The sequence below is a fragment of the Myxococcota bacterium genome, assembly GCA_039030075.1.
Lineage (GTDB): Bacteria > Myxococcota_A > UBA9160 > UBA9160 > SMWR01 > JAHEJV01.
Genome location: JBCCEW010000009.1, coordinates 78113 through 91376, shown reverse-complemented (window position 1 = coordinate 91376; position 13264 = coordinate 78113). Strand labels below are relative to the sequence as shown.

At 68.8% G+C, this 13264-nt stretch carries 8 protein-coding genes; 3 read left to right on the top strand and 5 right to left on the bottom strand.

The annotated features are described in order from the left end of the window. Positions 1-20: 20 nt before the first annotated feature. Positions 21-1613: an AMP-binding protein gene (locus AAF430_11675; protein ID MEM7410886.1), complete on the top strand. Its 1593-nt coding sequence runs from the start codon at positions 21-23 to the stop codon at positions 1611-1613. A gap of 7 nt (positions 1614-1620) precedes the next feature. Here the strand turns inward: AAF430_11675 and AAF430_11670 are convergent, their stop codons facing one another. The 5 genes from AAF430_11670 to mddA all read right to left on the bottom strand — a co-directional run bounded on the left by AAF430_11670 (position 1621) and on the right by mddA (position 7971). Beyond that, complete coding sequence (locus tag AAF430_11670) at positions 1621-3723, bottom strand: ATP-binding protein (protein ID MEM7410885.1); 2103 nt, start codon at positions 3721-3723, stop codon at positions 1621-1623. 203 nt (positions 3724-3926) lie between these two features. Beyond that, complete coding sequence (locus AAF430_11665; GenBank protein ID MEM7410884.1) at positions 3927-5669, bottom strand: sodium:solute symporter family protein; 1743 nt, start codon at positions 5667-5669, stop codon at positions 3927-3929. After that, the gene (locus tag AAF430_11660; protein ID MEM7410883.1) at positions 5670-5918 is read right to left on the bottom strand and encodes a DUF4212 domain-containing protein; all 249 of its coding nucleotides are present in this window, start codon (positions 5916-5918) and stop codon (positions 5670-5672) included. It abuts the gene before it with no gap. A gap of 142 nt (positions 5919-6060) precedes the next feature. Further along, entirely contained in the window at positions 6061-7140 is a 1080-nt protein-coding gene (locus AAF430_11655; GenBank protein ID MEM7410882.1) for a class I SAM-dependent methyltransferase, read from the bottom strand. Between the two features lie 69 nt (positions 7141-7209). Next, on the bottom strand, positions 7210-7971 hold the full coding sequence (gene mddA, locus AAF430_11650; protein ID MEM7410881.1) for a methanethiol S-methyltransferase: 762 nt from the start codon (positions 7969-7971) through the stop codon (positions 7210-7212). A 225-nt stretch (positions 7972-8196) separates the two neighbouring features. On the opposite strand from mddA, the gene AAF430_11645 reads away from it, so the two are divergent. Together AAF430_11645 and AAF430_11640 are read left to right on the top strand one after the other, a co-directional pair. Next, positions 8197-11313, top strand: a complete 3117-nt coding sequence (locus tag AAF430_11645) for an AAA family ATPase (GenBank protein ID MEM7410880.1) — start codon at positions 8197-8199, stop codon at positions 11311-11313. 89 nt (positions 11314-11402) lie between these two features. Further along, positions 11403-13235, top strand: coding sequence for an ATP-binding protein (locus AAF430_11640; protein MEM7410879.1), 1833 nt, complete (start codon positions 11403-11405; stop codon positions 13233-13235). Positions 13236-13264 lie beyond the last annotated feature (29 nt).

The window sequence follows — 13264 nt, the reverse complement described above, 5'->3', positions numbered from 1 at the left end:
ATGATCAGGAGCACCCGACCATGTGGAACCGCGATGCGGTCGACGCCTTTCAGTTTGCCGGCCAGGACCTTCCCTGGCTCCTCTCGCATTGGGCCGAGCACAAGCCGGATCACCCGGTGCTCATCTGGGAGCCGCGCGACGGCGCCGAGCGTCGCTGGAGCTACGCCGAGTTCGTAGCGGAGGTCCGCGACGTCGCGGCCGGGCTCGCCGCCCGCGGCGTGACGAAGGGCGAGAAGGTCCTGATCCACTCGGACAACTGTCCCGAGATGGTGATCGCCTGGTACGCCTGTGCCTGGCTCGGGGCCGTCGGCGTCACGACCAACACACGGAGCGCCGGCGCCGAGATCGCGTACTTCGTGGAACACACGCGCTGCGTCGGCGCGATCACCCAGCCCCAGTACGCCGACCTCGTGGCGGAGAACGCCAAGGATCTGGGGTGGCTCGTGGTGACGGCGGACAACTCGGGCGAGGCGCCGAAGACGAAGGTCGAAGCGAACCACGAACCCTTCGCCGCACTTCAGGGAAATGGCGAGGGCCTCGCGCAGCGGCCCGCCGACCCGATGGCGCCGGCCGGCATCATGTTCACGTCGGGCACTACGTCGCGCCCGAAGGCCGTCGTCCACACCCACGCCAACGCGCTCTGGGCCAGCCGCATGGGTCCGATCAACGCCGACATCACCGGCGACGACACCTACCTCGTCTATCTCCCGTTCTTCCACGTCAACGCGCAGAGCTGGTCGTTCTGGAGCACGCTCGGTGCAGGCGGGACGATCGTCCTCCAGCCGAAGTTCTCGGCGAGCCGGTTCTGGGAAGTCGTCGTGAAGCACGACGTCACCCATATCTCGCTGATCCCCTTCGTCTTCAAGGCGATTGCGAACCAGCCCGTCCCCGAGCACAAGCTGAAGGTCGGGATCTTCGGCTTGATCATGCCCGCGCTCGAGAGCTGGTTGAAGCTGCGGATCCTCGCCTCCTGGGGCATGACCGAGACGGTGATCCACGCCACCCGCAACGACTATTTCCAGACCTACCCGGACGGATCGATGGGCAAGCCGACGCCCGGGTACGAGTTCATGATCGTCGACCCGGAGACCGAGACGCCCTGCCCGCCCGGCGAGATCGGCGAGCTCTGGGTGCGCGGACGCCGCGGTGTCCAGCTCTTCCTCGAGTACTACGACAACGAAGAAGCCATGAGCAAGTCGTTCACCGAGGACGGTTGGTTCAAGACGGGCGACCGCGTCGTCCTCGGGGAAGCGGGCAACTTCTTCTACAAGGACCGCGACAAGGACGCGCTGAAGGTCGGCGGCGAGAACGTGTCTGCCCGCGAGGTGGAGGACTGCTGCCGCGAAGTCGGCGGAGTCGCCGACATCGCCGTCGTCGGCCGCCAACACGAGATGCTCGACCAGGTTCCGGTGGTGTTCGTGATCCAGGCGCCGGGCGCGCCGGAGCCCGAAGCACACGCGCAGGCGCTTCTCGAGCACTGCCGGTCGAAGCTCGCCGACTTCAAGGTGCCGCGCGCGGTCTACTTCCGGGATTCGTTCCCGACGGCCACGCTCGAGAAGGTCGCGAAGAACCGGCTGCGGGAAGAAGCGGACCGTCTGCCCGCCCCCGAGTAGGGCGCGGCTAGGGTTCGTCGCCCCAGAGCAGGGCGTCGATCGCATTCGCGAGTCCGATCGGCGTGAGCGGGCTCGGCAGCCACGCGACCCGATCGAGCCCCTCGAGTTCGCCCGTGTCTGTCCGCTTTCGGGCGTCCTCGCCTGCGATCAGGATCGGGAGGTCGGGGGCGACGCGCCGCACGTCGGCGACCTCGCGGCGCAGCGCTTCGGGACTGCGCCCCGCACCGCCCAGCAGCACGAGATCGGCCGGCTTCGCCTCGTTGCGTAGGCGCGCAATGCCCACGCGGAGCGAGTCGGCCTCCAGCGTGCGATGGCCAAGGCCCCGGACGGCCTGCTTCAGGACCGAGCGCCGGGCGACGTCCGGGTGAATCAGCAGCAGCCGCGCTCCTTCCGGCTGGGCCTCGGCGCGCTTGCCGCCTCGGCGCTCGAAGGCGGGCAGGTAGATACGGAAGAGACTGCCCTGACCTTCGACGCTCGAGACGTGAATCCCACCGGCGTGGGCGCGCACGATGCCGATCACGGCCGCCAGACCCAGCCCCCGCCCCGGCTCGTGGGTGCTGTAGAACGGATCGAAGATCCGGGGCTGCGACTCGCCCGGGATGCCGTGGCCGTTGTCGCGCACCTCCACCCAGGCATAGAGCCCGGGCAAACGCTCCTCGGCCGGTTGCAGTTCCACGACGTCGGCCTCGGACAGGAACGAGGCTCCGGTCCGCACCAGCACACGGCCACCGGGAACCGCACTCGCCTCCGCCGCGTTCCACACCACGTTCATCAGCGCCTGATGGAGCTGAGTCGGGTCGGCCTGGATCGCAGGGAGGTCGCGGCAGAGATCGAAACGCAGGCGCGCGCCGCCCGGAATCGAGCTCTGCATCAGCGGGTAGAGTTCCTCGACGTGCTCCGAGAGATCGAGAGCTTCGCGTACGGCGGCCGCCGACCCCGTGTACGCCAGGAGCTGCTGGGTCAACGTACGCGAGCGCAGCAGTGCATCTTCCACGCGCTGCAGACGGCTATCGACGTCCGGATTCGTCGACTCCCGCTGCGCCAACTCCGTCTCGACGAGGGCCACGGCGAGGAGGTTGTTGAAGTCATGGGCCACGCCCGCGGCCATCAGGGCGAGTCCCTCGTCCTTCTGTGCCGATCGCAGCCGTTCCTCGAGCGCCAGTCGGTCGGTGATGTCGCGTGAGAACGTCAGGATGCCCGTGTTCCCATCGGCGATGGGCACCGGTGCCGCCGCCACCTCGATCCATCGCTTCTCCCCACCGATCTCGACCTGAAACGTATGCACCTCGTCCGAACCGGCGCGCCAGCGCTCCAGCGCGTCGCGTCCCGCCGCACGCGAGCCCTGCGCGAGCGCCGGGATGGGAGAGCGCCCCATCAGGTTCCCGGTCTCGACCGGGTAGATCTCCGAGAAGCGGGGATTCACGTAGAGGGTCCGGTCGTCCTCGTCGAGCAACGCGATCACATCGCGCGCGTTCTCCGCGAAGCCCCGCCAACGCGCTTCGCTGTCGCGCAGTTCCTGTTCGCGACGGTCCCGCTCCTCACGCAGTCGTCCGAACTCATGAAGGTGGACGCGTCGCGCCGAACGCAACACCCCGGCCGCGACGAGGGCGACCCCGAGGTGGAGCGCGGCGAGGTCCCAACCGGGTTTGGCGGCGGGGCTCCAGAAACCGGCGGCGAAGGCCACCCCGATGCTCCCGAGGATCACCGCGAGATCGCGCCGCTCGAAGAAAAAGTAGGCACTCGCGATCGCCATCACCCCGAGGAACGGGGTCCAACCGGGTTCCCCGGTCGCCCAGCACAACCATCCCGTGGCCAGTGCGTTGACGAGTCCGGCGGCGAGGATCCAGCGACGGACGTGCTGCTCCCCCTCCCGGCGGGTCCGCGCGGAGATCGCCGCAACGACCGCGGCGAGAGCCACGAATCCACAGCCGGCCGCAGCGGCCGGGTAGGCGTTGCGCCCGAGATGCGCGCCATGGAATACAGCGAGCCCGCCGTAGACACCCGCCAGCGCGAGCAAGGCGTAGGGCAGAGAACGCCAGAGCGCGAAGGGCACCACGTCGCGCGCGCCCCCACGCACTTCGGTGTCTCCGCTCTCCCCGTGGTGATCCACCACTGCGAAGCGCTCCCGTCCCGGAGACTCTCCGAAGCCGACAAAGCCGCGTCGGCAGGCCCCCGCGCGCGTTCCTCAGACCCGGGCCCAGCAGACAGGCCCTTCATCCCCTTGACAGCATACTGTGGACAGGGGCGCGGAGCGTTCCGAATCGTCGACGCACCGTCAACGTCGCTTGCGGGGGCATGCCCCACGACTGCGGGTCACGCAGGCGTGCGAATCCGTTCGACCAATGCGCGCACTTCGTCGGGCGGTGCCGGGGTGAGGTGGCTGACCACGAGCGCCACCGCGACGTTCAAACCCGCTGCAAGTGCGCCGATGCCCTCGGGCGAAATGCCGAACCACCAGTGCTCGGCGGTGTTCGGGAGCCAGGGTTCCATCACGACGCCCTTGAAGGCGATGATGTAGCCGATGGTGAACAACAACCCGGTGACCATGCCCGCGATCGCGCCGTACTTGTTGACGCGCATGCTGAAGATCCCGAGCAGGATGGCCGGGAACAGCGAAGCCGCGGCGAGCCCGAACGCGAGTGCCACCACCTGGGCGACGAATCCGGGTGGGTCGTAGCCGAGGTATCCCGCGAGCAGCACCGCCACGGCCGCGCTGGCCCGCCCGGCCATGAGTTCCTGGCGTTCGCTGATCGAGCGCGCGAAGACGCCCTTCAGTAGATCGTGGGAGATCGCCGCCGAGATCACGAGCAACAGGCCCGCCGCGGTCGACAGCGCGGCGGCGATCCCGCCCGCCGCCACCAGCGCGATCACCCAGTCCGGCAATCCGGCGATCTCGGGCGTCGCCAGGACCATGATGTCCCGGTCCACCTCGAGTTCGTTGCCACGCCAGCCGAAGCTTGCGGCGCGCGGGGCGAACGCGGGGTTCGCGTCGTCGTAGTACTGGATGCGACCGTCCCCGTTCTTGTCCTCGAAGCGCAGAAGGCCCGTCGTCTCCCAGGTCTTGAACCAGTCGGGCCGCTCGCCGTAGGGCAGATTGCTCTCGGCGACGCCCACCGGCCCGGTCTGGATCGTCTGGGTCAGGTTCATCCGGGCCAGGGCGCCCACCGCCGGCGCGGTCGTATACAGGATGGCGATGAAGAGCAGCGCGTAGCCGGCCGAAGACCGTGCGTCGCGCACCCGCGGCACGGTGAAGAAGCGCACGATCACGTGGGGCAGACCGGCCGTGCCGATCATCAACGCCAGCGTGATGAAGAAGACGTCGACGCGACTCTTCGTACCCGAGGTATAGGCCGCGAAGCCGAGCTCGGTGACGATCTGGTCGAGCCTGGCGAGCAGAGAACCGCTGCCATCGCTGAGTTCGCTCCCCATCGCGAGCTGGGGAAGCGCCACACCGGTCACCTGGAGCGAGATGAACACCGCCGGAACCGTGTAGGCGAAGATCAAGACGCAGTACTGAGCGACCTGCGTGTAGGTGATGCCCTTCATCCCGCCGAGCACGGCATAGAAGAAGACGATCGCCATCCCGATCACGAGACCGGTGGTGATGTCGACGCTCAGGAAGCGCGAGAACACGATCCCGACACCGCGCATCTGGCCGGCCACGTAGGTGAAGGAGATGAGGATCAGGCACACGACCGCCACGACGCGGGCCGCCTGGGACACGTAGCGGTCGCCGATGAACTCGGGGACGGTGAACTTTCCGAACTTGCGCAGGTAGGGAGCGAGCAGCAGGGCCAACAGGACGTAGCCGCCGGTCCAGCCCATCAGGTAGACGGATCCGTCGTACCCGAGGAAGGCGATCAAACCCGCCATCGAGATGAAGGAGGCGGCCGACATCCAATCGGCAGCCGTCGCCATCCCATTCGCGACCGGGTGGACGTGCTTTCCGGCGACGTAGAACTCGCCCGTGCTCGACGCTTTCGATGCGAAGGCGATCCCGACGTAGAGCACGAAGGTCGCCCCGACCACCAGGTAGGTGAGGGTCTGGAGGTCCATTCAGTCTTCGCTCACTCCGTGGGCGGCGTCGATCGCCGTCATGCGTCGGGCGTAGAAGAAGATCAGGGCGACGAAGACGTAGATGCTGCCCTGCTGGGCGAACCAGAAGCCGAGACGGAAGCCACCGATCTCGATGCGGTTGAGGGCGTCGAGCCAGAGCACACCGCAGCCGAAGGACACCGCGAACCAGATGACGAGGCATACCGCCACCAGGCGCAGATTGTCTTGCCAGTAGGTTCGCTGACTCACTGGACCTCCCACGTGAAGAACACCGATCGAAGGACCACACGACGACGATCGACGAAACCGGGCACACACTGCCAGAAACGCGAACGCGCCGGCCCACGTCGTGTGGACCGGCGCATTCTAACGGAGCTTCGTTCGTCTGGGGCTACTTGCGAGCGGTGTAGTAGTAGTTCATCACGTCGTGGGGCAGGTTTCGCACGTCGACCTCGCGGAACCCCGCTTCGTTCAGCATCCGGACCGCCGTCTCGGCACCCCACATGGCGCCCAGCCCCATCCCGTCGTTCGCCAGGGACACGGTCATGCAGTGCATGCACGAGATCGTGTAGAGGAGCGGCGCCGCGGGGTGGTCCACGTCCTGATCGACGCGACTCGAACCGGCGATGTCCTGCATCAGGAACACGCCCTCCGGCCGCAGCGCTCGGGCGATTCCGGCCAGGACGCGGTCGGGACGGGCCTGGTCGTGGATCGCATCGAAGGCGGTGATCAGGTCGAAGCGCTCCTCGTCTTCGAGGGCGGCGGCGTCCTGGCGGTGGAAGGAGATGTTGTCGAGACCCTGTTCCTTCGCCGCCTGATTCGCGATCGCAACGCCCTCTTCCGAGAAGTCGTAGCCGCGGAAGCGGCTCTTCGGGAAGGTGGAGGCCAGGTGGTTCAACGCGCGGCCGCTCCCGCAGCCGACGTCGAGCACGTCGATCCCCGAGTCGAGCGCCTCGACGAGGCCCGGAACCAGGGGCAGGATCGCGTCGGTCAGCACGGCCACGACCGTCTGATCACTCTCCTCGGCCATCACCGCGTGGAAACGCTCGAAGGAGCCGTAAGGAACGCCACCACCGCGCTGGAACACCTCGACGATCTCGTCCTCGACGGACCCGAGCAGGGGAATCCACTGGCAGGTCACCGCCATGTTCCCCGGACGCGCCTCGCGGGTGAGCGACGCCGCGTGCTCGGGAGGCAGGAAGTAGCGGTCGCTGGCCGCCTCGTATTCGACGACTTCGCCGGTCACCATCGCGCCGAGCCACTCGCGGACGTAGCGCTCGCTCAGCCCGGCCGCCCGAGCGATCTCGGCGCTCGTCGCGGCGGTCATCCGCGACATGACGTCGAAGAGTCCGGTGCGGTGGCCGATCGACATCATCAGGACGACGGCACTGCTGTTGAGGTCGTCGAGGACGCGCTGCCCGAAGGCTTCGGCACGCGCTGCGTTCAAGGTGGCTTCTTCTCGGGGTTCCATCGGGTTCTCCTGGGAATCGGGTGTCGTGATGGGGTCGATTCGGGCGTCGGGCTGCGAACTCGCGTTCCGTCAGGCCGCGACTTCGCGCTCGGGCTGCGAACGCTTGCCACGCAGCGACGGGAAGAACATCGGCGTCGTCTCCCGCCATTGTCGGTAGTCCGAGCCCAGCTGGCGCAGCAGGTCACGCTCCTCGAAGACGATCGCGACGAGGATGTACGACGTCGTGCCGATCGCCATCAGGAGGTGCCCCCAGGTCATGTCCGGAGTCGCCCAGAAGGTGATGAACCAGCCCACGTAGAGCGGGTGCCGCACGTACTTGTAGAGCGAAGGCGTCACGAAGTTCTTGTCGCTGTACTCGGTGCCGCGGAAGTAGAGCCAGGACTGGCGCAACCCGAACAGATCGAAGTGGTCGATCAGGAAGGTCGAGTACAGAACCAGCAGCACGCCGGTGCAGAACAGACCCGTGATCAGATCGCGCGCGATCGGATGCTCCACGCTGAAGATCACGCCGGGGAGCGGCTGCCAGGCGGCGAAGAGCAGGATCATTGCCAGGGAAGAAGCCAGCACGTAGGTCGAACGCTCGACGGGCTGGGGCACGTAGCGGGTCCACCAGCGCTTGAAGTCGATGCGCGCCATCACGCTGTGCTGCAGAGCGAAGACGCCGAGCAGCGCGAAGTTCACGGCGAGGGCTCCGAGGACGGATCCGGGTGCGCCCGAGTCGATCGTCTTCGGAACGACCGCGTTCGCCAGGAACCCGATCGCGTACAGGAAGGTGGCGAAGAAGATGGCGTAGCTCGTGGTGCCGTAGAGCAGAACGGCGAATCGCTTCATGGTGTGTCCTCCGATGCGGTGTGCCGAAATGGCGAGCCTGAACATCGGGGAGGTCCGCGCCGCGCACTTGACCGATTCATGACCGATTCCTGATCTCGGCCAACCCTCGAAAAACCGATCAAAAACGACCCCTTGGAGCAAGCCCTCCGGCGCTATCCTGGGTCGCGGTCGAGGTTTCGGGATCCCTGCAGGCGCCGGCGACCCGGACGGACGAGAGCGGTGGGCATGCGTTTCCGGTTTGGCGTCTACGAGCTGGACGAGACGGCGGGCGAGCTACGGCGCGCCGGCGAACCCGTTTCGATCCAGCCCAAACCGCTCGAGCTGCTGACCCTGCTGGTCCGGGAGCGTTCCCGGGTCGTCCCGCTCGACGAACTGATGGAGCGTCTCTGGCCCGACACGATCGTCTCGCCGGGCTCCTTGAACCGTGCGGTGAGTCAGGCGCGCCGCGCCATCGGCGACACCGGTAGGGGACAGAGCCTGAAGAGCTTCGCCCGGCGCGGCTACCGCTTCGTGGCCGAGGCGGCCGAGGTCGACGACGAAGAGACGAGCCAGGAGGCGCGCGCTGCCACGCCGACGGCTGGTGCCGCCCCGCCCGACGACTTCGTGGGCCGCGAGACCCCGCTAGCCGAACTCCGGGCGAGCCGCGACGCCACTCTCCAAGGGGAAACCCGCATCGTGCTGCTGACGGGTCGGGCCGGCGTCGGCAAGACTCGGCTCACCGAGGTGTTCGGGGACGAAGCGCGCCGATCCGGCTTTCACGTCGTGCTCGGGCGCTGCCGCGATCGCGGCAGCACGCCGGCGTTCTGGCTGTGGGCCCAGGTGTTGCGCGGCCTCATCGAAGACACCGACCTGGCGGCCGAGTTCGAGGCCCGCGCTCGCTCGGGGGAACTCGAGGCGCTCCTGCCGGTCCTGCACGAGTTCGCTCCCGAACTGGCCGCGCGACTCCCGCCGGCGCAGCAGGACGTGGCCAGCGCCCTGGACGAACGGCAGCGCTTTCGTTTCTTCGACGCGGCCCAACGCGCGCTGCGCGCCTGCGCGAAACGCAGACCGATCCTGATCGTGCTCGAAGACCTCCAATGGGCGGGTCAGGCTTCTCTGCGCCTGCTCGAACACCTTTCCGTCGAGTTGGACCAGGTTCCCCTCTTCGTACTCGCGACCGTGCGCGACGAGCCCCGCGACCGCGATCACCCGACGAACCGCGCCGTCGCCTCGTTGCGGCGGCACCCCCGCGCACGCGAGATCGCGCTCGACGGACTCTCCCGCGCCGAGGTGGGGGCGATGCTCGCCCACGCGGCAGGCGGACCGGTGGCCGTGGATGTCGTCTCCGAGCTGTACGGACGCACCGAGGGGCTTCCGCTCTTCGTGGGGGAAGCGATTCGGCTGCTCAGCGAACGCGGCGATCTCGCCCGCCCCGAACGTCTGCTGCGACGCGGAATCGCCCTGCCACCGCGCGCAGTCGACTTGATTCGACGCAGCATCGACGCCGTCTCCGCGGAGTGCCGCGCGCTGCTGGGCGCAGGTGCCGTGCTGGGACGCGAGTTCCCGTTGGGCGCGGTGGTGGCCGTCGCCGGGTCGACGGATCGCCTCGAAGCCCTCGAGCATCTCGACGAAGCAGTCGCCGCCGGGATCCTGCAGACCGCACCGGAGAGCGCGGCCAGCTATCGCTTCGCTCACGCCCTGTTCCAGGAATCGCTCTACAGCGAGCTCTCCCCGAGCCAACGCGCGCGGATGCACCGCGCCGCCGCAGACCGGCTCGAGCAGCAGCACGCCGAGGCGCTCGAGCCCGTGCTTTCCGAGCTCGCCCACCACCATCACCACGGCATCGCCGTGGGTGATCCGGAACGCGCGCACGACGTCGCGCTCCGCGCGGCTCTCCAGGCCGAGCGACTCCTCGCCTGGGAGCAGGCCGCCACGCACTACGAACAGGCCGTCCGCAGCCTCGACCACTTCGAGGTGGCGAACCCGCGCGGTCGGATCACGGCCCTGCTCGCTCTCGGCGCGGCCCAGCGTCTCTCGGGCAACCGGGAGCAGCGCATCGAGGCCTACGACGAGGCCCTGCGGGTCTCGCGCGCGATCGACGACCCGGCGCTGCTCACCAAGGCGGCGATCGGACTCTGCGATGTGTCCGAGTGGTCTTCCCGCGTGCCCGAGAGCGCCGAAGCCGCGCTGCGCGACGCCCTCGCTCGCGTCGATCCGAGCGACCTCGCGGCTCGCGCGCGTCTCACGGGACGCCTCGCCTACCTCTCGGTACGCGACCGCCCGCGCGCCGAGCCCCTCGGCCGCGAAGCCGTTGCGATCGCCCGCGAGTCGGCGGACGCCGAGGCCCTGCAAGAGTGCCTGTACGTGCTCCACTACATCATCTCCGGCCCCGACGATCTGGCCGAACGCGGGCGGCTGATCGGTGACCTGGCGGTGGCCGCCCGGGACGCGCGCAACCCGGACACGGGGGTGATCGCGGTGCTCGATGTCGCCTGCGACGACCTGATGCAAGGCCAGCGTGCGACCGCACTCGAGCGCCGCGCCGAAGCCGAAGCGCTCGCGGGACCCCAGCCCTCCCCGACTTCCACCTGGCATCTGCGCGTCTGGGATGCCGGCATGGCGCTCCTCGAGGGCGCCCTCGAACGCGCCGAACGACTCGCCTCGGAAGCGCTCACCCTCGGCCAGCGACTCGGCCACCCGTTCGCGAAGGCGAGCTACCGCGGACAGCTCTGTGTGCTCGCGCGCGAGCGGGGCGACTACCACGTCGTCGTCGAGAACCTCGGCCACACGCTCGACGACGCGCGGCTCGGCGCCACCCACTGGAGCATTGCGGTGGTGGGGCGTGCGGCCGGGGCGTCGGGGAACAACGCGCGAGCCGTCGCGCTGCTCGATCGCCTCGGGCAGTCGCGCTTCCTCGAGATCGACCGCGGCATTCGCTGGAACGCGACCATGGCCGAGTCCTCGATGCTCGCTGCAGAGCTCGGGTCGGTTCCGCACGCGCAGCACCTCTTGCCCCTGCTCGAGTCCGCACCCGGGCAACACGGTCTGCTCCCGATGGTGCTCAGCTACGGCGGCCCGCTCTCCCGCTGCCGCGCGGCGCTCCAGGCCCTGCTCGGCTACGTGGACGACGCCCTCGCGTCCTACGAAGAAGCGCTCGAGGACAGCGCCGCCGTGGGTGCCCGGCCCTTCGAGGTGTGGGCCCAGCTCGAAGCAGCCCCGCTGCGGGCGCGCGCGGGAGATGCGCGCGGCGCCGCGGCGACCCTGCGCGACACCGAGGCGCTCGCCGGGGAGCTCGGCATGCTGCCCGCCCAACGCGCGGCGGCCGCCGAGCGCCAGCGACTCGAGCGGCCCAGCGCCCGCTAGACGCGCCAGCGGCTCCGCCAGGCGTTGTCTTTTGGCAACACCGTGAACCGCGGAACCAAAGCGGGTGAATCGCGCAAGCGGTTCGGCCGATGGGTCGTGACGTGGGTCTCATCGCGGATTTCTTCGGTTCCAGCGCCGCTTGGCTCCAGCTCTGCTTCGGCGTTGCCGCCATGTTGGGTGCCCTGCACCTGTGGATGGCGCGCCGCGCTTGCGATGCCAACTGCTGGATCGCGGTCTGGTCCGTGCTCTCGTGTGGGTTCGTCGCCGCCCGCGGCGTCCAGCTCACCACGGCCGATCCTGCCGCCGCGCTTCTGGCGGGGAAGCTGTGTTTCGCGACCGGGCCGTTTCTCGTCTGGGCGTTGATCGGCTTCGGGCGCGCCCTGCATCCGGACACGGCGAGTTCGCGGAGCCAGACCTGGCTTGCCGTCGGCAGCGTCGGCTGGGCGGTGGCGATCCTGGCCACTCCCTGGTTCGTGTCACCCGAGGTCACCACACGACTCGACTTCTTCGGTCGCGAACACCTCTCGGTCCACGCACGTCCGCCCGCGCTGCTCCTCGGCGTCTACATCGCCGGCGCGGCGCTCTGGGGCGCGCGACGCCTGCGTCGTCACGCGGGGCTCGACGCAGGAGAGCGCCGGGTGTTGCGGGTGGGCTTCGTGGCGTATGCGGTGCTCGGAGTCGCGGCCGTCCTGACCTCCGCCGGTTGGTTGCGGATCCCCGCAATGGCCGAGTACGGGCCAGTGCTCGTGGCCGTCTGCCTGAGCTACCTGCTGGTGCAGCGACAGCTCCGAGTCGAGCAGCGGCTCGAGGCGCATCTGGATCGCGAACGCCACGAACTCGCCGCGAGCGAGGGCCGCTACCGCGACGTGTTGTTCCACGCGCCACTCGGCGTGTTGGTGTGCGATGCCGAGGGTGCGATCGGCACCCTCAACCCGCAGATGGCCCAGATGCTCGAAACCGTCGGCGCCCCCCGCGAAGGACGCATCTTCGACGAACCGGTGCTCGTCGCGATGGGTCTGGGCGACACGGTCTCCGCAGCGCTCGAGAGCGAGGCCCCCCACCGCGTCGAGCATCGACACGCGGCGGGCCCACGGGACGAGGCCGTCTGGCAGGTGACGGCCGTGCGACTGGACGATGCCATCGAGGGATCGCCCGGCGTACTCGTCCTCGCCGACGACATCACCCACCGCGCCCAGCTCCAACGCCAGCTCGAGCAGGCCCAGAAGATGGACTCGATCGGCCAGCTCGCGGCAGGCATCGCCCACGAGATCAACAATCCGATGGCCTTCGTGCGCGCCAACCTCGCGTCGATGCGCAGCCGGAGCGAAGAGTTGCACAAGGCGGCGCATGCCTCCCACATGCAGCACGACGCGCTGTGCGAGCTCGAAACCCTGATCGAGGAGTCCGCCGAAGGAGTCGAGCGCACCATTGCGATCGTGCGCGACATGCGCGACTTCGCGCACGGCGGCGCCGAAGAAGCGCCGTGTTGCGACATTGCAGCGGTCCTCGATGCGTGTGTTCGCGTCGCGAAGGTGTCGGGACGGGGAAGCGCCGAGGTCACGACCGAGGTCACCCGGGACCTTCTGGTCGAAGCGGCTGCCGGGCCGATGCGCCAGGTCTTCCTGAACCTGCTGGTGAACGCACTCCAGGCCGCAGGACGCGCAGGCAAGATCTGGGTCGAGGCGGAGCGCCGCGGCGAGTCGGTCCGGGTGCGGGTCCTCGACGACGGCCCGGGCGTCCCGCCCGAACTGCGTCCGCGAGTCTTCGACCCGTTCTTCACCACGAAGCCCGTCGGCGAAGGCACGGGCCTGGGCCTCTACATCTCGTACCAGATCGTGGCCAGCTTCGGCGGCAACGTTGGCGTCTACGCGCGTCCGGGCGGAGGCGCGTGCTTCGAGGTCGAGCTGCCCGCCGCGCGTTGAGCGCGCGAACGTTCCCGAAGCGGGCGCGA